Genomic DNA, 21,840 nt, shown 5'->3' with positions numbered 1-21,840 from the left:
AAGCGGTCGGCGCACCCCGGCCGCTTCGCCCTCGGGTTGCTCGTCACTCGTCGCCCGTCAGCGGCCCTCCCGGGCCAGGGCACCCTCGAGCAGCATGCCGAGCGTGTCGTCGATGACGCGCTCGTCGGGCTCGTCGGGCACCGCCAGCACCCGCATGGCCACGAGCTGGGTGATCGACCGCGCCAGGCCGACGCTGTCGACCCGTCGGCGCAGGAGCCCCCGGGTGCGCAGCTCGCGCACGTGCGGGACGAGCAGCGACGGGATCGGGGCCACCGGGAACGGGCTCTCGCCGGTCCGGTTCACCGATTCCATCACCAGCCCCTCCAGCGCGCCCCGGTTGGCCCGAGCCACCTCGATGAAGCGGGTGAGCACCTGCTCCATCCGCACGATCGGCCCCTCCTGCGCCGTCAGCGGCTCGGTGGAGATGGCCTCCAGCTCGGGCAGGTACCGGACCCACCCCGCCGCCGCCACCGCGCTGACGGTGCCGAACTGGTGGTAGACGGTGCTGGCGCTGACCCCTGCGGCGGCGGCGACCTCGGACACCTTCACCTCGCCGACCCGCCGATCCGAGAACAGCGGGGCGGCCGCCTCGGCGATGTGGCGCCAGGTCCCGCTCTCGGCCTTCGGCGGCAGGAGGCCGCTGGGCGGGCTGACGAGCTGGCGCTCCAGCGACGCGAGCTCGCTGCCCTCGACCTGCTCCCCCACCGGCCGGGTGACGGCGATGACCAGGACGGACACGAGATCGGCGTACAGCTCGGGCCGGACCGCCTCGGGATCGGCGAAGCGGCGGGCCTTGAGGCCGGCGCCGATGGCCGTCAGGGCGACCGCCAGGTCGCGGTCGGTGAAGGGCGGCATCATCTCCCGGCCGATGGAGGCCAGGCCCCGCCGGTACGCCGGCAGCACCGACTCCTGCAGGGCCCGGTAGCGGGCGGCCAGGACGTCGCCGGCCGTGCGGTCGGTGTCGTCGCTCACCGGCTGGCCCACCACCGCGAAGAGGAGGTGCTGGAGGACGCTGGGCTGCTGCTCCGATTCGAGCCGCTGCCACTCCAATGCTGCGGCGGCGCGGAACTCGACGCCCTCGGTGAAGCCGTCGATCGCCGACAGCGACCGCTGCGTGGACTCCGCCCACAGCTGCTCCAGGCGGTCAATCACCGCGTCGGTGAACTGGGCCCGGTTGCGGAAGTGGTGGAAGAAGGACCCGGTGGTGACCCCGGCCTTCTCCGTGATGGAACGGGTGTCGACGCTGGCGAGGAGGTCCTGGAAGCGCTGCTCCAGAACCAGCTCCAGCCCGGCGTCGATCAGCGCAGTGCGACGGTCGGACATCGGTGGCGACGCTAGCCAGCCACAGGCACGCGACGGTGCCCCCGCACGAGGCGGGGGTGGCCGGAAAGCTGCTCGGTTGGAGCCTGGGCCGTGCCGTCGCCGCGTCCTACGCGGCGGAGACTTCGGGCGGTGGTCGTCGGCGCCCGCCGTCGGTGAGCTCGTTGCCGTGCCGGTCGAAGAACATCGGCAGCCCGTTGACCATCATGATCTCGAGCGCCCCGGCGTGGACCAGGCGGTGGTGGTGGCGGCAGAGCAGGGCCATCTGGTCGATGTTGCTCTCACCCTCGTAGTCCCACCACGTGACGTGGTGGGCGTCGCAGTGGCTGACCTTCGCGCTGCAGCCGGGTGCGGCGCAGCCCCGGTCGCGAGCCGCCAGCGCCCGGCGGATCGCCCGGTTGGCGTAGCGCTCCTTCCGACCGAGCATCAGCACCTCGCCCGTCGCATCCTGCACGAGCAGCTGCCAGCGCGAGTCGCACAGCCAGCGCTCGGCGATGCCGATGGGGATGACGGTGCCGTCCACGGTCTCCAGCACCGTCCCGGGGTGCAGGGTGCCGGACAGGAACGTCTCGTGGTCGATGAGGACCGTGAACAGCGTCTCGCGCCGACGGGGGTTGGACTCCGCGCCGGCCCCATCGAGCACCAGGCCGACGAGCGCCTCGGCCCGCCGGTTGCCCGGGGTGCGGGTGGCCACCTCGTCGTCGGGGTTGGCGTCGACCACGGACCGGTCGCGCCGCCAGATCTCGTCGTGGCGCTCGTTCAGCGCGGCCAGCACCGGCAGCCCGTGCTCCAGACCGAGGTCGGCGTTGATCTTCACCCGGTCGCCGACCTGGTTGGCGTGGACCGTGTCGTGCTCGGGGTCGTGCGGCTTCACGCCGTCCTGGTCGTGGAGGCGGATCCACGCGTCGACCTCGGTGGCGAGCCGATCGGCGTTCAGATCCATGGCCTTGCCCACCAGCTCCACCTCGTCCTCGGCAAAGCGGTCCCGAACCCGGGGGTTGGCCACGCACCGACTGAGCACCTTGGCGTGGGACTCGGTGATCTCCCCGTCCTCGAACGCCTCCCGCGTGTGGGGCATGCACTCCAGGTGCGCAGCCAGCTTGACCCGGCTCGCCATCACGTTCCGGGCGCCGCCGACCTGACCCTGGAACCAGTTGGTGGCGCTGGTCGCCGCGTCCAGCTGCCACGCACCGCTCTCGTCGAACTCGGCCACCCGCCGGAGCAGCACCGCGTCGAGCCGGTTGCGGCACCGCTCGATGGCGGCCTGGTGCTCGACCCGCTGACGCAGCGACAGCGGCGTCACGTCGACGGCGAGCAGCGCCGCCAGCTCGGTTGCCGGGTCTCCAGGCATGCAGCCAAGGATAGAACGAACACCAGTTCGAGTCAACCCATATCGGACATTTCTCCTCAGCGGCCACTCCCGGCCACGAGGGCCCCGTCCAGCACGATGCCGAGGGTCTCGTCGATGATCCGCTCCACCGGGTCCTCGGGCGTGGTGAGGGTGCGCAGCGAGACCAGCTGGAGGATGGTGCTGCACAGCCCGGCGGCCTCGATCCGCCGGCGCAGCTGGCCCCGGGCCCGCAGCTCCCGCACGTGGGGCACCAGCAGGTCGACGAGCGGGACCGCTTCGGCGATGTTGCGGGGGCGGGTGCGCCCGGCGTCGATGCCGCGCAGGGCCAGGATCTCGAGCACCAGCCCCTCGAGGGCGCCGCGGTGCTCCCGGCCCAGCTCGATGTACCGGGCCAGCACCTGCTCGAGGCGCACGATCGGCCCCTCCTCGGGCGTGAGCGGCGCAGCGGAGACAGCGGTGAGCTCCGGCAGCAGTCGCGCCCACCCGCAGGCCGCCACCGCGCTGACCGTGCCGAACTGGTGGTACACGGTGCTGGTGCTCACGCCCGCAGCGTCCGCCACATCGGCCACCTTCACCTCGCTGACCGGGCGCCCCACGAACAGCGGGGCGGCCGCATCGGCGATCTGGCGCCACGTCGACGCCTCCCGCTCCGGAGCCGGCGGACGGCGCACCGGCGTGGCCAGGTGGCGCTCGAGGTCGGCCAGCTCCACCGGGTCGCCCCGCTCCCCCGCCGGCCGGGTCAGGGCGACGAGCATGGCGGCCACCAGGTCGGCGAAGAGCCCCTCTCGCACGACATCGGGCTGCACCGCCTGGCGCATCTGGATGCCGTCGGCCAGGGCCGTGAACGTGACCGACAGATCCGCGAGGTCGAAGGGCGGCATCATCTCGCGGCCCATGTCGGCGACCCCGGCCCGGAACGCCGGCACCCCGGTCTCGAGCACGTACCGGTAGCAGCGCGCCAGCACCTCCCCCGCCGTCTCGTCACGCTCCTGGCTCAACGGCTGGTCGCGGGCGACCCACAGGAGGTGCTGCAGGTCGGCCTGGACCATGGTCGCCTCGAGGTTGCCCCACTCGGCCTCGGCCACCGACCGGACGTCCCCCTCGCGGTCCGCACCCGACAGGGCGGCAGCGTCGCCCACCATCTGATCGATCGACACCCGCCACATCTCGACGAACCGGTCGGCGATGGCCTGCGCGAAGTGCCCCCGGTTGCGGAAGTGGTGGAAGAACGACCCGGTGGTGACCCCGGCCTCGCCCGTGATCGATCGGGTGTCCACGCTGGCCAGCAGGTCCTGGAACCGCTGCTGCACGGCCAGCGCCACCCCGGCATCGACCAGCTGCCCCCGTCTGTCCCCCGCCATGCCGCGGGACGCTAATCGGAGACGTGCGTCATCGGACGTCCGACCCGCGACCGGAGGCCTACTGCCGGCTGCGCGCCCAGTACAACAAGCCGATCAGGACGAGCGGCGGCCCGGCCACCATGAGGATCTCGTCCCAGCCGCCCTGATGCGCGACGACCGCAGAGAGCACCGCCATCATTCGTCGTGATCGTGGGTGGCGGGCTCCTGCCCGTCGGGCCCCATGCTCACGTCCACGTCGATCGGCTTCGCGTCAGGGCCGAGGTGGAACGTCGCCGCCTCCACCTCGATCGGCACCTCGAACGTCACCACCGCAGTCAGCTGGCTGTTCGGCTGCAGCTGCTCGTCGGCCAGCAGCGTGCTGTAGGGGCGGTAGACCTTGCCGTCGACGTCGAGCGTCATGCCGCTGCCCGGGAACCGCATGACGGTGTCGCCGGCCACGAGATCGAGCTCGACAGCGACGCGCTTCATCCCCTCGGGCACCGCGTCGGACATCATCTGCGACATCGGCGCCATGGGCATGCCCGCCTGCGCGAACTGATCGGCGTTCTCCTCGTCCCCGCCGCCACCCATCATCGCCAGCATCGGGTCGTCGATGGTCCACGCGCCGATGGCCATCACCGAACCGCCGTCGTGGCTGATCGCCGTGCCGACCGTCGCGGGGGTCCCGCGGTCGGCGGTGAGCCCCCAGACACCCAATGCCACTACGCCTAGTAGCGCGGCACCGACGAAAAGCCACCCTCTGTGACCTCCGTCTGACAAGCCGGTCGGAATGTCCGAAGACCGGGAAGAACCTTCGATTGTGACACTAGGCACCGCCATCCGAAGACCATACCTTCGAACTTCGTAGGGGGGAATGGGCTTCGCAGCGGGCGGAGGAACCCCTAGAGCGGAAACGGGCGAGAGATGAAGAACGACGGTGGAGTGCTGTCCCTGTGCGTGCGAGCAGGGGCAATGGCGGTTCCGATCGCAGCGTTGCAGGTCGGGATCCACGAGGAGTGGGCAGGCGTCGCGACGCTCGTCGAGCTCGCTCGGGCCTCGGTGTCGATGGCGACGGCGGTGGCGATCGTGCTCCTCGCCGTCGACCTGATGTGGCCGACGGTTCGTCGCACGCTCGGGCTGCGCGGTGCGAGTGAGACCGTCGGCTCGATCGTCGCGGTCGCGCTGGGCATCTCGGTGGCGACCATGGTGCTCTCGTGGCTCCACGGTCTGCTCGAGGGCACGTCGTCCGACCACGACGGCCTGGTGACCGCTGCCCATCACGAGATGAGCGCGCTCGAGCACGCACTCCGAGATGGTGGAGCCGTCGCCCCGCTCGCCCTGCTCGTCGTCGCTGCCCCGCCCGTCGTCCGCCTCGCGATCCGCGCCGTCCGAGCGGCTGGCGCACCGCGCACCTCCGTCGGCGTGGCCCGGTGGTCGGCGATGGTCGGCCTCTTCGCCAGCCTGTTCGTCATCGCCGCACCCGCAGGCCCCGCCGCTGCCGCGATCGATCCGCTCCCCGCCTGCGAGGCCGGCAACGCCGTGCGCGTCTACGACGTCGCGGCGGCCAACGCCTTCATCCCCTACACCCGATGGGAGAACGACGCCGGCGCCCCGGTGAACGGGCCCGACGGCTTCCCGCACCTCACCGACGGGGACCCCGACGGCATGGTGTTCGTGCTGCAGCAGGACAAGCTCGCGGTCCAGAACTGGCACATCCCCATCGTGGGCGACGCGGGCAACGGCTACGCGGGCGACCCGGCCGCGGGGCGGCGCCTCCGTCCTCGCCCGTTGGTGCTGCGCGCCAACGCTGGCGAGTGCATCCAGGTCACGCTCACCAACGAGCTCGATCCGGCACAGATGGCGCCGTTCCTCCCGCAGGTCGACCCGCACGTCTCGATGCACGCCTTCGGCGTGTCCTATGCGCCCAACACGGGCGACGGCAGCAGCGTCGGCCACAACACCGACACGACGGTCGGTGTCGGGGAGTCGATCACCTACTTCTGGCGAGCCCCGTCGAGCGAGGGCCTCTACCTGTTCCGCGACATGGGCATGCCCGCCGGAGCGAATGCCGACGGTGGCGGCGCGGAGCACGGGCTGTACGGCGGCCTCGCCGTGCAGCCCGCCGGGTCGCGCTGGTTCGATCCGGTGTCAGGCGCGGAGCTCTCGTCGCCGGTGCCTGCCAACCAGTACGCCGGCGTCGCCGGCCAGAGCGGCGAGCTCTACATCGACGCCGCCATCGCGCTGCCGGACGGTCGCCGCTACCGCGAGACCGTGCAGCTCAGCCAGGACGTCATCCCCGTGGTCGCTGCGCCCCTGGTCGAGGCGCCCGAGCGGTTCTCGTTCAACTACGGCTCCGAGGCCGAGTACAAGCGCATGGAGTACAAGCCCGAGTGGTGCGCGGATTGCGTCGGTGAGGAGACCGGGCTGTCGTCGTGGACCTTCGGCGACCCGGCCACCGTCAAGCTCGCCAGCGGTTCCGGCCCATGGCTGCCGGTGGAACCCGACTACGCGGGCGAAGACCCGCTCGCCACGCCCGGCGGCCTCGCCGCGGTCAACGTCGAGGACTGCAACCTCATGCTGACCAACGCTCCCACCGAGACGCGGGCGACGTCGTGCTACACCGCGAACGTGGCCCGGGCCTACCAGGGCGATCCGGTCAAGATCCGCTTCGGCCACGCCGGCGTGTTCGAGACCCACGTGTTCCACCTCCACGCCCACACGTGGGCTGCGGAACCCGACGACAACGGTCCGGCCGGATCCATCCCGCCGAAGCCGACCCCGGCGAACCAGCCTCGGGCGACCACCATCGACTCGCAGACCTACAGCCCGTGGACGGCGTTCACCGCAGACCTGAACTACGGCGGCGGCGCCCGCATCGGCACGGTCGGCGACTCGATCTTCCACTGCCACCTCTACCCCCACTTCGCCGCCGGCTTCTGGGCGTTGCTGCGTGTCCACGACGCGTACGAGGACGGCACGAACGCGACCCCCGACGGTCGCCTCGTCACCAGCTGGATGGCGTTGGAGGAGGTCGGCGCCGGTGTGGTGAGCGTGCATCCCACGGTGCCCCCGGCGAAGAACCCCCCGTCGACCGACTTCCCCGGCTACCCGCGGTTCATCCCCGGCGAGTTCGGCTGGCGCGCACCGCAGCCGGTGAACGGCGTGTTCCAGCGCGAGTTCGACCCCATCACCCGGGAGCCCGTCCTCGACGGCGCCGGCAACCCGGTGGAGACCCCGGCGATGCGCCTCGTCGGCGGCAAGGCGCTCGACCCGGCGCTGCTCGAGTCGACACAGGACATCGTCTCCACCGCGACGGAGGGATCGTTCACGCTCTCCTTCGGCGGTGAGACCACCGCGCCCATCGACCTGCCCGCGACCGCGCTCGACATCGAGGACGCCCTCGAGGCGCTGGTCAACATCGAAGCCGTCCTCGTCGAAGGCGATGGCACCGAAGCGGACCCGTGGACGGTGCAGCTCGTCCTGTGGCGTTCGACGCCCGACCTGACCATCACCGCCCAGTACACGCCACTGGTCCCGGGCGTGCTGCCCGGCGTCACGGTCACCCCGATCCCGGGGACGGCGGACACCCAGACCATCGAGCTCGATGGGACGATCACCGAGTTCACGCTGACCGTCGACGGTTCCACGACCACGCCCATCTCCGCTCCGGCCCTCGCCGGCGACGTGGAAGCGGCGCTCGAGGCGCTGGCCGGCGTCGACGACGTGGCCGTGTCCGGCGACGGGACGAACGCCACGCCGTACGTCGTCGAGTTCGTCACCTTCACCGGGGCCGACCCGACGATCACCGGCATCGGGACGGCGCCGCCGGACGCTCCGATCACCGTCGTGCAGGTCGCGGGAGCACCGGCGAGCCAGGCGGTCGCCGCCGAGCCGGACGTGGTCGCGCTCACCCTGAGCGTCGGCGCCGAGACCACCGCGCCGATCGATGGTCCGGCCGCCGCCGGTGGGGCCGCGTCGGCCCTCGACGTGCAGAGCGCGCTCGAGGCACTCGTCGACGTCACCTTCGCAGTGGTCACCGGCGCGGGCACCGACGCCGACCCGTGGGTGATCGAGCTCGTCCTCGACGCCGGCACCGACGCCACGATCACCGCCACGGTGACCGACCCGTTGGCACCCGGCGTCGTGGTCACGCCGGAGGTGGGCTTCTTCCCCGCCGACCCGGACGTCGCCCGGATCGCATTCCAGCTGGCCCGGGAGCAGCACACCACGCGCAAGTTCCACGATCCGACCTACGTCGCCGGTGGCCCGGTCGACCCGGCCAACGCCCCGACCCCCGGTGCACCCGCGGTCGATCCCTGCCCGGCTGGGGCCCGCACGGTGACGTACCGGGCGTCGGTCATCCAGCTGCCCATCGTCTACAACGAGGCCGACTGGATCGACTTCCAGGGCCGCATCCTCGTGGCCGACGAGGATGTCAACGCGATCCTGGCTGGCGACATGGAGCCCGAGCCCTTCTTCTTCCGGGTCAACCAGGGCGACTGCATCGACTTCGAGCTCACCAACCGCACGCCGAACCACATCGGCAACGACGCCTACCAGCAGCTCGTGCAGACCAACATGGTCGGTGGCCACATCCACCTCGTGAACTTCGACGTGCTGGCCTCCGACGGGTCGTCCAACGGCTGGAACTACCAGCAGGCCGCCTTCACCGAGGCCCAGGCCACCTTCAACGACGAGGTCCTCGCCGGCACCCAGCCGTGCAGCCTCGCCGAGGGTTGCACCGTGCCGTTGCCGGCCGTGTACGACCCGACCGATCCGGCCGAGCAGGCCACCTGGCTGAGCGACGGCCAGACGCTCAAGGAGCGGTGGTTCGCCGACTACGAGCTGCGCACCGTATTCATGCACGACCACCACTTCGCGGCCGTCATGCAGAACCGCGGCATGTTCAACGCGCTGATCGTCGAGCCCGCCGGCTTCGACTCCCGCGACCCCGAGACGGGCCAGTGGCTGCAGCCGATCAACAACCCGGGGCGCGGAACGGTCTGCGGCGTGGCCTGCGTCGGCACGGCCAGCGGCGCCATGATGGACATGGTCGGCCCCAACGCGGGCGACGACTTCCGCGAGTACGGCGTGGCCGTGCACGACTTCATCCCGCTGTTCATCCCGCCCAACGGCGGGGCGGCGGCTGATCTCACGCTCGCCGACATCCAGAACCCGGCCAACGCGATCGCACCACCGGTCCCCGCGCTCCCGTCTCCGGAGGACGACCAGGGCGGCATGGCGATCAACTACAAGAACGCGCCGATGAAGCTGCGGCAGTTCCCCGGGGGCGCGCCCGCGGCGTTGGGTGAGCAGGTCGATCCGGCCTACACGTTCAGCTCGAGGGTGTGGGGCGACCCGTGGACGCCGATCCTCAAGGCGTTCCGCGGCGACAACATCAGGTACCGGCTGATCCAGGGCTCCCACGAGGAGCAGCACAACTTCACGATCCACGGCACCAGATGGCGCAAGGACGCTGACGACCCCGCATCGCCGTACGTCAACACCAGGCCCATCGGCGTGTCCGAGGCCTTCAACGTCGACGACGTCGCGGTCGGTTGCGGTTTGGGGCAGACGGGCACGTGCTTCCCGACCCAGCCCGGTCAACCGAGGGTGAGCGACTTCCTCTACGGCGGGACCGGCATCGAGGACCTGTGGTTCGGCGCCTGGGGCATCATGCGGGTGTTCGACCAGACCACCGACAGCGGCGTCGGTGACGCGCCGGCCCTGCTGCCGCTGCCCGACAACAACGTCACCCTCCCTGCCGGCGTTGCGCTGCCCGACGGCGGTGTCCAGAACCTCACCATCCCGGCGGGCGGTACGACCGCGGACGGCACGCTGCCTCCGGCGCAGCTGAACATCTCGTGTCCCGCAGGTTCGACGTTCACGTCCTTCGACGTGTCGGTGATCGACGTACCGATCACCTACAACCGCTACGGCGACAACGATCCGTACGGCCTCGCCTACGTGCTCACGCAGGATGCCGCCGCGATCCGCGCCGGCACCAAGCCGCTCGAGCCCCTGGTGCTGCGCGCCAACGAGGGCGACTGCATCGTGGTCAACCTGACCAATGAAGTGGATTGGGAGCACTTCGCCGAACACGGCGACCTCGGCACCTTGGACGGCGACGCCCCGATGCCGCTCGAGCCGGTCCCGCTGGCCGGCGGGGGCGCGCCGTGGTTCGCCGGCAACCGGGTGTCGATGCACCCGTCGCTGCTCCGCTACGACGTGCGCACGAGCGACGGCGCGACCGTCGGGTACAGCCTCGACCAGACGGCCGGGCCCGGCCAGACGCGGTCGTACCTCTGGTACGCCGACGAGATCGCCTACGACGATCCGCTGAACCCGACCGGGCTCACCGACGGTGAGCTGGGCGTGATCCCGCTGACCGACTTCGGTGACGTCCGCGGCCATCGCCACCATGGCCTGCTGGCGGCGCTGGTCGTCGGTCCCCCCGACGCGACCTTCCACGACCAGATCACCGGTGCGGAGGTGACCACCGGTGTTGCCGTCGACGTGCGGGTGCCGGGCGCGGCGGAGGACTACCGCGACGCGGTGGTGTTCCACCACAACGGTCTGAACATCCGCAACGCCGCGGGCGAGATCCAGGACGATCCGATCCCGGCCGACTGGCCCGATCTGGGCGAGCGCGCCATCAGCTACAAGAACGCGCCCCTCCACCACCGCCTGGGTCTGGCGGCTCCGCTGCAGAACCCGCTTGCCGACGGTCTGGCGGCACCGTTCAACCTGCCGCAGTTCGGCGAGCAGCTGGCGAACGTGTTCAGCAGCGTCTTCCCGATCAACGGTGCGCCCATCGGCGATCCCGACACGCCCATCATCCGGGCGTACCAGGGCGACCCGTTGCGGGTGCACGTCGTGCAGTCGTCCGATCGGGCACGCATGCTCGAGACCGAGATCTCGGGCCACAACTGGCTCGAGCACGCCTTCGACACCGGCTCGGTGCGCGCCGGTGTCCAGGGCTCGATGGCGACCGGCAGTGCCTTCACGTTCCATCTGAACGCGGCCGGTGGCGACATGCAGAACATCGGCGACTACCGCTACGGCGTCGTCCACGGGATCAGCGGGCTGTCCGCCGGTTCCTGGGGCATCGTGCGGGTGTACCCGACACCGCCGGAAGGCCGGGAGCGCCTGCTCACGCCGCTGGCAGCATCTGCGAACCCCTACGACGGTGGCAACCCGATCCAGGTCCTGAACCAGGACGAGCTGCCGCCCGTGGGTGACGTGGCCATCACCCTCGCTGCACCCGTCGACTTCGGCGTGCTGGAGGATCCGCCCACCTCGCTGGCAGTGTCTGCGACCGTGACGGCCGTGGACGGCGGCGCGCTCCTGCCGAACCAGACGGTGGAGTTCACCTGGGACGATGGCACCGCGACCGCCGACACGGATGGCGCCGGCGTCGCGACGATCCAGGTGCCGGTCGTCCTGCCCGCTGGCATCCGCACGGTGACGGCCACGGTCGATCCCCCGACGACGGACCCCGCGACCTCGAACGCGGTCCAGCTCGAGTTCCTGCTCGACGAGGCCGTCGCGCCGACGGTCACCGCCGTCGACCCGACCGACGCGAGCGTCGATGTCGATCCTTCGACCGAGGTCGTCGTGACCTTCTCCGAGCGGGTCGCCCCCGCCACGGTGACCACGGGATCGGTCCGTCTCCTCGACGGTGCGCTCGCCGAGGTCCCGGCCACGGTCACGCTCAGCGCCGACCGGTTGTCGGCCACCATCGTTCCGGACGCGCCGCTCGGTCTCGACACGACCTACACGGTCGACGTGACCGCTGCGGTGACCGACCTGGTGGGCAACGCGCTCGCCGCGCCGTTCACCAGCACGTTCACCACCTTCACGGTTCCCGGCGCGCCGACCGATGTCGCAGCGGAGCCAGGCGCCCAGTCCGCCACCGTGACCTGGACGGCGCCCGCCGACGACGGCGGCGCGCCGATCACCGGGTTCGAGGTGTCGGTGTACGACGAGTCCGGTGTGCTGATCGACGGCCTCGGCGGCACCGCCGGAGCCGAAGACACCTCGTTCGAGGTCACTGGTCTGGCCAACGGCACGCTCTACCAGTTCTCCGTCGCTGCGGTGAATGCAGCGGGCCCCGGCCCGGCGTCCGCCCTCGCCGGGCCGGTGGCACCGGTCTCCGCGCCGGATGCGCCGACCGACGTGACGGCAGTGCCGGTCGACGTCCAGACGACCGGTCTCTTCGACGGCGTCGTCACCGTGTCGTGGACTGCTCCGAACGACAACGGTTCGCCGATCACCGGCTACACCGTTCGATACGGCGCCGGCAACGTGGTCGGCTGCACCACGACGACGGAGCTGACATGCGACGTCAGCGGCCTGTTCGCCGGTCAGCTGCTGAGCTTCAACGTGGCAGCTGAGAGCACGGTGGGCGAAGGTCCGGCCTCGGCCGGCGTGCTCGCCACGCCACGGACGGTGCCCTGGGTGCCGAGTTCCCCGTTGGCCGACGCCGGCAACCAGACCGTTGAAGTGTCCTGGGCGGCGCCGGTGTTCAACGGCGGCGCACCGATCACCTCCTACGTGGTGACGGCACTCGACGCCCTCGGCGAGCCACTGCTCCTCGGCTGCACGGCCGAAGCGCCGGCTATGGGTTGCACGGTCGAAGGCCTGACCAACGGCGAGGACTACAGCTTCTCCATCGTCGCCGTGAACGCGGCCGGCTCGAGCGCCGCCGCCGTGACGCCCGTGGTGACGCCCCTCGCGGTGCCGCAGCCGCCGACCGATCTGGCCGTCGAGCTCGGCAACGGTGAGATCACCGTGTCGTGGGTGGCACCGACCGACACCGGTGGCGACGTGCTGACCGGCTTCACCGTCACCGCCGTTCCCGGTGGAGCGAGCTGCACGGCTGGCGCGGGCGACACCTCGTGCGTCGTGACCGGGCTCACCAAGGGCGTCACCTACACCTTCGAGGTCGTCGCCGAGAGCGCCGTCGGCGCCAGCGTGCCGGCCACCATCGCAGCGACGGTCCCGACGCCGCCGACGCCGCCGACGATCAGCTCGATCGTGCCCGGCGATGGCTCACTCGAGGTGACGTGGACGCCACCGGTATCCGACGGCGGCTCCCCGATCACCAGCTACCGGGTGTCCGCGCTGAGCGGTGCCACCCCCTTCACGTGTGAGGGGCTGTCGACCGACACGACCTGCACAGTCACCGGTCTCCAGAACGGCGTCTCGTACTTCGTGTACGTCGAGGCGATCAACGTCGCCGGCACCAGCGCGATCGTGGGCCCCCAGATTGCGACACCATCTGCTCCCGATGGCCCGCCGGTGTCGGCGTTGTCTGACTTCGACGGGGACGGCGACACTGACATTGCCTTCTTCCGCCCCTCCAACGGACGCTGGTACATCCAAGGCCAAACCAGCACCGGCTACGGCACCACCGGCGACATCCCCGTCCCCGGCGACTACGACGGCAACGGCACCACCGACATCGCCCTCTTCCGCCCCTCCAACGGACGCTGGTACATCCAAGGCCAAACCAGCACCGGCTACGGCACCACCGGCGACATCCCCGTCCCCGGCGACTACGACGGCAACGGCACCACCGACATCGCCCTCTTCCGCCCCTCCAACGGACGCTGGTACATCCAAGGCCAAACCAGCACCGGCTACGGCACCACCGGCGACATCCCCGTCCCCGGCGACTACGACGGCAACGGCACCACCGACATCGCCCTCTTCCGCCCCTCCAACGGACGCTGGTACATCCAAGGCCAAACCAGCACCGGCTACGGCACCACCGGCGACATCCCCGTCCCCGGCGACTACGACGGCAACGGCACCACCGACATCGCCCTCTTCCGCCCCTCCAACGGACGCTGGTACATCCAAGGCCAAACCAGCACCGGCTACGGCACCACCGACGACATCCCACTGAGCGCGCCACCGCACCTGCTCGCACAACTGGCGAACCCAAGTTGAGGCGGTGACCCGACGACTCCTGTGCCTTCCAGGTTGTCCCGCCATGCGAACGGCTGGTTGGGTCTCGAACGTCGTTGCCGTCGACGTCGGCACGCACCAGCGAAGTTGATGAGCGCCGTACAGCGCCGCGGCGTGTTGGCGGCGCTGATTCCGCGCCTCAGACCGTCGGCAGTGACACCAGCTCGACTACCAGCAGCAACGGCGACGACCGCTTATCACCGACGCTGGCCGGGAGCCACGACGAGGTCGGGCACGACTCGCTGTACGCCGAAACGATCGAGGTCGAAGGTGCATGAACGCATCGTGGCCGGCTGGAACGGGCCACCATGAGTCGGTCGAGCGCCCCGGATACGCGCTCGTCGCGGGGCGCGGGGGTGGCGTTCACGACAATCGAGCCTCCGTACGGTTCGTGACGGTGACCGTCGTCCGGCATCGCCTCGAGATCTGCGGTGACAAGGCCATCAACGGTCGTGAACGCCCTCGTCCGCTCTTCGTTGGTGAGCCGGGCTGGCCGGACATGCGCTGCCCGCCCAAGGCGTGCACCGACCACACCGGCCGGCGCCGACAGCGACCGTCGGTGGCCTCCTTCACCTCGAGGGCGATTCCCGAGGGACGCAGGACTGTCGCCAGCTCGCCGAAGCACTCGGTGGGCCATCGGACCATGGACAAGGAGCACTTCGTCGTCGACGTCGGGCTGCGACAATTGCCCCGAACACCTTTCGAGCGATTGACTCGGTTCCGTCGGCAGCGAATATCGTTGCTGGCTTGCATACCGTGGCGGACGGTTGGGAGATCGAAGTGGGTCAGCGAGGTCGGAACCAGAACGCGCGGGGTCCTGCTGAGGCGCGCCCCAGGCCGTTCGGGCCGTGGCGGATCGACCCATGAGCCTGACCCGCAACACCGAGAGCCGGGCGGCCGAAGCCGTCGAACCGCAGCCGCCGGTCAACCGCGCCGTCCCGTCGACCACGCCCCGCAACGAGCCGTTCCGGCGATGGGTGCGCCGGGCGGTCATCGGCGATTGGGCCGCGGCGGCCATCGCCGCGTTCACCGCCCTGCACCTGCGCTTCGGCTGGGATGACTCGACCCAACCCTGGGTCACCTCGGGCGACCTCATGATCTCCTACCAGGCCATCGGCCTGCTGGTGGTCGCCACCTGGCCGCTGCTGCTCGCCATCAGCGGTGCCTACGAGCTGAAGTCCTCTCTGTTCGGGGTCGAGGAGCTGCGCCGCATCCTGCGAGCCGGCCTGCTCCTGCTCGGCTGCGCCGGCTTGGCCCACATCGCCCTGCGGCTGAACCTGTCCCGGGGCTACTTCCTCACCCTGCTGCCCCTCACCGTGGCCCTCACCGCCTTGGCCCGGGCCGTGGTGTCCAAGCTGATGGGCAAGGACCAGGAAGACCTGCGCAACCACCACCGGGTCGTCGTGGTCGGCCCGACGCAGGACATTGCCCTCTTCGTCGCCGACCTCGATCGCACCAAGACCCGCAGCCGGGTCGAGGTGGTGGGCTACGTGGCCGACGACGTCGAGCCCGACGCACCGGCGCCGGCCGAGCTGACCCGCCTGCGCCGCGTCCTCAGCCGCGACGACATCCGCACCCTCACCGACCACGACGTCACCGTCGACCTGCTGGTGCGGGCCGGCCGCCCCGGCCCCGACGAGATGTGGGCGCTCAGCCAGCGGGCCCACGACCTGGGCGTCACCGTGGCCATCGCCCCCCACCGCCACGACGCCACCTCCACCGTGGCCATGAGCTACGTGCCCCTGGGCTCCACTCCCCTGCTCATGGTCGAGACGCCCACGCTGCGGCCGGTTGCGGTGTGGACCAAGGCGATCTTCGACCGGGTCGTGGCCCTCGCCATGCTGGTGGCACTGGCCCCGGTGTTTGCCGTGATCGCCGCAGCCATCGCCCTCCGCGACGGCCGCCCGATCTTCTTCCGACAGACCCGGGTCGGCCACCTCGGCCAGCACTTCGGCTGCTGGAAGTTCCGCACCATGGTCCCCGACGCCGAGGCACGCCTCACCGACCTCCAACACGCCAACGAGGCCGACGGCCTGCTGTTCAAGATGAAGGACGACCCCCGGGTCACCAGTACGGGTCGCTTCCTGCGCCGGCACTCCCTCGACGAGCTCCCCCAGCTGCTCAACGTGCTGAAGGGCGACATGTCCATCGTCGGCCCCCGCCCGCCCCTGCCGTCCGAGGTCGAGGCCTACGACACCCGCACCCATCGCCGGCTCAACGTCAAGCCCGGCTGCACCGGCCTGTGGCAGACCCAGGGCCGCTCCGACCTGCCCTGGGACGACGGCATCTACCTCGACCTCATGTACATCGACCACTGGAGCCCACTGCTTGACCTGGTGATCATGGCCCGCACCGTCCGGTCGGTCCTGAAACCAGACGGTGCGTACTGAGGGTGACCAGTCGGTGCCTCCCCGCCCTCCTTGGCCCATTCACATGCCAGAGCTGACGACCCACGAGCAAGCCGCCGGCCTGCCTTCAACGACCTCCATCTTGGACCGCTCCGCAGGCTCCCGCGGGGTGCACGCCCTTACGTTTCCTGCAATCGCGATCGCAGCCGTAGTAGCGCTTCGAGGAGCGACGGACGCAGCGGGCGATGCGGTGTGGGTGAGTGGAATCAATGCCAACGGACTGATTGCGCTGGCAGTTACGTTTGCGGCGACGCCGCTAATCCTCCGCAGTCAGAAAGTCCTACGATCAGCGATAGTCGTCCTCGCAATTCTCCTGTACGGGGCGTTACGGTATGGAACCGAGTTCAACTTCGACCAGCATCTTCAGGGGTTAATGATACGCCTCATGTCGGTGTTCGCAGTGTGGACAGTTGCAGTTCTAACCACCCGTTATGCCCCAGGTAGGGCACGAGCCCTTCTCGAGGCCTTGCTAGTTGTCGCCAGCATCATTGCGATCGTTACGCTTCTGGATGCAGCATCTGCTATCGGGAGCACCCCTCTTGGCCAGCGCGCGACAACCCCGTTCATTCACCCAAATTCTGCAGGTCTGTTCTATGCGCTGGCGCTCACCATGCGTTACGCGATCAAGAGCAGTAGATTCGGCCGTCGCAATCTTCAACTCGCCGTTCTGACTCTCGCTCTCTTGACCACCGGCAGTATCACGGCATTGATCTGCAGCGGCATCGCCATCACGTACGTTTCCACTGCTGGCTCTAGGTCGCGCCGATATGGGAGGCGCGCACCGCTCCTGGTCGGAGCTCTTGCGGCTCTCGCCCTATTCCAATTCAGCCCGGCCGGCGAGGCACGCGTTGACGAGCTACGCCGGACATCCGTTCAGACCTCCGAATCTGACACTTCGTTTGAATGGCGACTCATCAACTGGGAACTCAGCCTCGCGGACTCAAACATCAATTCTCGTTGGTGGGGCGACGGGCTTGGTGCCGCAGATGATGCGACCCGCCAGCCGCTAGGCCGCCAGCCGCATTCTGAGGTTGTGCGGTCACTTATTGAGTACGGACGCGTCGGAACCCTTGCGATCGGGATGGTGCTTCTCTACAACTTCGCAAGGCTTCATTTGGCTGGCCGCCGCGAAGCCACTGCGATCTTCATAGTCCTAACGGTCAGTATGCTAACCAGCAATACTCTGAACTACACACCTGCACTCTACCTGAGTGCGGCGCTGTTTGGCTGTTTGGCGTGGCCATCAACTAACTTGGTCAACGTACTTTCCGAGCAATGAGCCGACCGATGACAAAACCTGCAGTGCGGATAATTGTTCAACAGTTCGACCCAGAGCGTCCCATCGCAGGGGGAATCGACACCTGCATCCGTGGACTAGTCCGACACTCGACGGGCACCCAGTTCTGGATCATTGGAGTTGTTGCGGATGGACGTCCGTTCGAGCCACGTTGGCACGATCTGACCATGGACGGGACGGATATCCGGTTCTTCCCTGTTGCCGCCCTCGATCCGAGCGACCAGCACCGCAGAATTCCACACTCTGCACGCGTGACCGCCGGACTCCTGCGCTATAGACCCGTGGTTCCCGTGAACTCAGTTGTGCAATGTCATCGCCTTGACATCCATCCAGCGTGTCGCTTGTTGTACAGCGATCATGACTTCGTGCAGCTTCTGCACATGGACGGTCACGACGCTATGGGGAGTGCATCCGATTCCTTCTGGAAGCACGCCCGTAGCGCCTACCGCCGCCTAGAGAAGTGGATATTGCCGCGCTGCGAGGACGTCGTAGTGTTTAGCGGGCAAGGTGCTGACCGCTTGAAAGCAACTCTCCCAACGGCTCCGGTCAGATTCTCACCGACCTGGTTTGAATCGGAACGGTTCAGACCGCGCAGTGACCCTAAGCCAGGAGCAGACCTCCTGTGGCTCGGGCGGGTTGAGTCACAAAAGGCTCCGCTGCAAATTGTTGAGTTCCTTCGCTGCGCCCCCACCAGCACCGTCCGCGTCATCGGAGACGGGACTCTGCGCAGCCAGCTTCAGATCGCCGCACTCTCTGCGGGTGTCCAGGACCGTCTCACACTAATGGGCTATCAGCCACAGTCGGTCGTCGCGGATGTTCTCCAGGAAGCGTCTTGCCTTCTCATGACATCCGAGTACGAAGGTTTCTCGAGAGCCGTGGTGGAAGCGCTCGCGTCCGGGGTGCCTGTCTTGACTACGCCCGGCGGCGATCCCAATAGGCTAATTGAGAACGGTATCAACGGCTGGCGTACGTTCTCGAACGATCCAAACGAACTCGCCATGCGACTAGCCGCAGCGGAGCGGTGCCTCCCGCCGGATTGCAGAGCTTCGGTGGAACGCTTGGCCGCCGCTACGGTCGTGGCGGACGTCCTCCGCTTGCCATGAACTACGGCATACGACGGCTACGACTAGGCGGAATGCCAGCCGACAACGCGACGATGGGCGACGCCCTAACTGCTGTGGGTCGACCCACATGCAGCCCTCGACTTCTCGTAACCCCGAACGTCGATCACTACATGGTGTGGCGCAAGGACGCGGCCTTTCGTGAAGCATATGAACGCGCACACGTCGTCCTCTTGGATGGACTCCCTCTACTCTGGCTTGCGTCGTTGGAGGGTATCAAGGGCCTAACTCGCGTCGCCGGGTCGGACCTCGTGGAGCGAATCTGCTCGGCCGACTTCCCGGCAACTTCGCTCTTTGTGCTTGGCATGGGGCCGGTAGAGAATTTGGAAGCACAAGAGGCGATCCGAGATCGCACCGGGCACCATGTCGACGGAGTGAGTCCACCCTTCGGAGCGACTCTCGATGTAGAGTGGACGGAACGGGTGACAGAGATGATAGGAGAGTCCGGAGCGACAATCGTTTTCGTCTGCTTGGGAGCTCCGAAGTCCGAGCTGTGGGTGGCCCACAATATGCACCTACTCCCGCCGGCATACTATCTGTGCGTGGGTGGCGCCTTGGAGATGTACAGCGGCCAGGTTCGCCGCGCGCCCGTTGCGCTTCGCCAGGTTGGACTCGAATGGCTATACCGTCTATGTCAAGAGCCGCGCCGCCTGTGGCGACGTTATCTGTTGCGGGATATGCCGTTTGTTCTGATCCTCGTTCAGACATTCCTCGCACGCCTCGTTAAGTCGCTCCGGGCCCGCTAAGAGTGCTCGCTCCCGAACCCCGACCGCTTTTCATCGTCGGCCTGCCGCGGAGCGGCACTACGTTGGCGCGCGAACTGCTTTCCAGCCATCCCCACGTCAGCCTCTGTCGGCACGAGACACACTTCATTCCGAGCTTCACTAGGCAACTTGGCCTGGATGCCCGGTTGGGTAAGTCTGAACTGACCTGGTTTGCGGCCGAACTGAGGAAGACGCAACTTGGGCGGCGGGCGGCATCCTATGGCGAGTCCCAGTACATCCCTAGTGACTCGCTCCAAGCTGCAGCTGCGACGAGCGCTGGTGTCCCCTGGACAGATGTCATTGAGGATGTTTGCCGCTTCTTCTCGATGCCCCACGGCAGAGAGGGGCGAGACGAATCACCGATATGGGGTGACAAGACCCCGATGTATATCCGGAACCTCCCCCTTCTACTTCGACTCTTTCCAGATTCGCATATCATTGGGATTGTACGTGAGGTTGCTGCGCAAACGGAGAGCGAGGCGCGGCATTGGCGTCGAAGTCGAGTCGGTGCCGTCGGACGGTGGACTCGGTACAACCGGTCACTCCTCACTGAGCACGCGAGGCAGCCGACCCGGATCCATATCGTTCGGTATGAGGACCTCACGAAGGACCCCTCACGGGCGATCTCGGACATCGAGCGGTCCGTCGGTTTGCCGGCACGAGGAACTCCGGCGACACTTCGTGGAATCTCGGACGAGTTGGGCCTCGGTATCGGCCAGACCAAGGTCGTCGCATCACAACCGGCGATCCGCAAGCTCCGCAGGCTCGAAGCCCGAAGCACCCGGGCGGTCGCCGAGGCTCTGGGATACCTTCAAGTCCAGAACCATTCGACGACGTACCCAAAGGAGCCGACGCCACCAGACACTGTAGAACGACTATTTCAACTGCTCAGTCGCCTGTTCGTCGGTGTTGACGCCGCCGGACTGGTTGCGTACCACATCCGACAGAAGGGCATTCGCCCAGGTATCGCGTACTTCCGATCTACCTTGCGCGAGCGAGGATAAACCCCTAATGACCGCTTCAACATTGGGTGGGCTGATTCGCGGCTCAGGCCTTGGGCTGAGTCTCGTACTGCAGCTATTCCTAGCTTGGCAGCTGTCGGCGCCAGACTACGGAACCGTTGCTGTAGGGTTGAGCCTGTCGACGATTTGTAGCATCCTTGCCACACTAGGCTTGGACACCGCTGGATCCCGCGATGTAGCTCGCTCGGGAAGCGAGCCTGGCTTCGCCGCTCAATGGTGGCGACAGGCCCAAGGCCACCTGCTGCGGAGGGTGGGCATCCCTTTGGTTGCTTACGTGCTGGTTGCCCTCGTGCTAACCCGGCTTGCGGATGCCGTTGACTTCTGGGCCCTCGCAATATTCGGATTGACCGTTCCAGGGTTGGCACTGCTCCGTCTTCTTGAGGGAGTAGCGCGCGGTTCGCGACTGACTGTGCACGCGAGCGCGTGGACCACCATGGTCTTGCCCCTCACGTGGGGCTCACTGTTGGCGCTAACGTCCATCGCCCTGCCCGATCTTTCGCCAGGATTAGTCGGTGGGCTCCGATTGTTGGCGGTCGCCGGGATTGCCTTGGTCGCACAGTTGCTTGTCTCGCGGTCACTTGGCGCGGCCAGTCCGCGTTCAGCCAGCGATGATGAGCCACTCATTCGGACTCCGACTGGCTTGTTGGCCCTTGCCGTGCTGTCCACCGGCAGCGCGCAGATCGATACGCTTATTGCGAGCGCAACTCTCGGCCCGGAGCATGCAGGCTCCTACGCACTAGCGGCTCGCTTGACGGGGGGCGTAGCTGTGATTCTCTTCGGCGTGAATCTCGTCGCCGCTCCCGCACTTGCCGCAGCACACAGTGACGGAACCATCTTCGAGGCCGCAAATCAGGTTCGGCAACTGTTGCGTAGAGCTGTACCTGCCGCCGCAATGCTGGCCGGAATTACCGGGGCTGCGATTGCAACAATCTTTCCGCGCCTTGGTGCCGACTACACGTCGCCGCCGGCGATGCTCGCGTTTCTCCTAGTGGCGCAAGTATTGTCCGTTGCCTACGGTCCGGTCGGAACCGCTCTGACAATGACATTTGATGAATGGAGCGCAGTTCGTGCGCTTTGCGCAGCCCTTGGTATCCAGTGTGTTCTTTCTGTGGTGGCTGCGGGGCTCTGGGGCCCTTCCGGCGTGGCTCTCGGGACGTTGGCGGGCGTAGCGAGTTGGAATGGCATGATGCAGCGCCGAGTACAAGCCCGCCTGGGCGTGAGACTTCGCTATGGCGGATGACC

11 protein-coding genes are annotated in these 21,840 nt (G+C 68.1%); 7 read left to right on the top strand and 4 right to left on the bottom strand.

The window, feature by feature from the left end; translation table 11 throughout:
- Positions 1-57: 57 nt before the first annotated feature.
- The 4 genes from RGQ06_RS15355 to RGQ06_RS15340 form a co-directional block, all read right to left on the bottom strand.
- Entirely contained in the window at positions 58-1,323 is a 1,266-nt protein-coding gene (locus RGQ06_RS15355) for a TetR/AcrR family transcriptional regulator (protein WP_432429597.1), read from the bottom strand.
- A gap of 106 nt (positions 1,324-1,429) precedes the next feature.
- Positions 1,430-2,671, bottom strand: a complete 1,242-nt coding sequence (locus tag RGQ06_RS15350; protein WP_432429598.1) for a DUF222 domain-containing protein — start codon at positions 2,669-2,671, stop codon at positions 1,430-1,432.
- Positions 2,672-2,727: 56 nt separating this feature from the next.
- Positions 2,728-4,032: a TetR family transcriptional regulator gene (locus RGQ06_RS15345; protein ID WP_432429599.1), complete on the bottom strand. Its 1,305-nt coding sequence runs from the start codon at positions 4,030-4,032 to the stop codon at positions 2,728-2,730.
- 174 nt (positions 4,033-4,206) lie between these two features.
- Entirely contained in the window at positions 4,207-4,851 is a 645-nt protein-coding gene (locus RGQ06_RS15340; protein ID WP_432429600.1) for a hypothetical protein, read from the bottom strand.
- A 132-nt stretch (positions 4,852-4,983) separates the two neighbouring features.
- On the opposite strand from RGQ06_RS15340, the gene RGQ06_RS15335 reads away from it, so the two are divergent.
- The 7 genes from RGQ06_RS15335 to RGQ06_RS15305 all read left to right on the top strand — a co-directional run bounded on the left by RGQ06_RS15335 (position 4,984) and on the right by RGQ06_RS15305 (position 21,838).
- The gene (locus RGQ06_RS15335) at positions 4,984-13,968 is read left to right on the top strand and encodes a fibronectin type III domain-containing protein (RefSeq protein ID WP_432430681.1); all 8,985 of its coding nucleotides are present in this window, start codon (positions 4,984-4,986) and stop codon (positions 13,966-13,968) included.
- An 881-nt stretch (positions 13,969-14,849) separates the two neighbouring features.
- Positions 14,850-16,376, top strand: a complete 1,527-nt coding sequence (locus RGQ06_RS15330) for a sugar transferase (protein WP_432430646.1) — start codon at positions 14,850-14,852, stop codon at positions 16,374-16,376.
- A gap of 43 nt (positions 16,377-16,419) precedes the next feature.
- Positions 16,420-17,673, top strand: coding sequence for a hypothetical protein (locus RGQ06_RS15325; RefSeq protein ID WP_432430647.1), 1,254 nt, complete (start codon positions 16,420-16,422; stop codon positions 17,671-17,673).
- Positions 17,670-18,794: a glycosyltransferase family 4 protein gene (locus RGQ06_RS15320; protein WP_432430680.1), complete on the top strand. Its 1,125-nt coding sequence runs from the start codon at positions 17,670-17,672 to the stop codon at positions 18,792-18,794. Before RGQ06_RS15325 ends, RGQ06_RS15320 begins: the two co-directional genes overlap by 4 nt.
- Positions 18,791-19,558: a WecB/TagA/CpsF family glycosyltransferase gene (locus RGQ06_RS15315; RefSeq protein ID WP_432430679.1), complete on the top strand. Its 768-nt coding sequence runs from the start codon at positions 18,791-18,793 to the stop codon at positions 19,556-19,558. Before RGQ06_RS15320 ends, RGQ06_RS15315 begins: the two co-directional genes overlap by 4 nt.
- 2 nt (positions 19,559-19,560) lie before the next feature.
- A complete protein-coding gene (locus RGQ06_RS15310) occupies positions 19,561-20,580 on the top strand; it encodes a sulfotransferase family protein (protein ID WP_432430648.1) in 1,020 nt (339 codons plus the stop codon).
- Between the two features lie 7 nt (positions 20,581-20,587).
- On the top strand, positions 20,588-21,838 hold the full coding sequence (locus RGQ06_RS15305) for a lipopolysaccharide biosynthesis protein (protein ID WP_432430649.1): 1,251 nt from the start codon (positions 20,588-20,590) through the stop codon (positions 21,836-21,838).
- Positions 21,839-21,840 lie beyond the last annotated feature (2 nt).

Source organism: Salinilacustrithrix flava, assembly GCF_041228405.1.
In the GTDB taxonomy this organism is placed as follows: domain Bacteria; phylum Actinomycetota; class Acidimicrobiia; order Acidimicrobiales; family Salinilacustritrichaceae; genus Salinilacustrithrix; species Salinilacustrithrix flava.
Note: the sequence above shows the minus strand (reverse complement) of the source record. Positions and strands in the feature narration are given on the sequence as shown.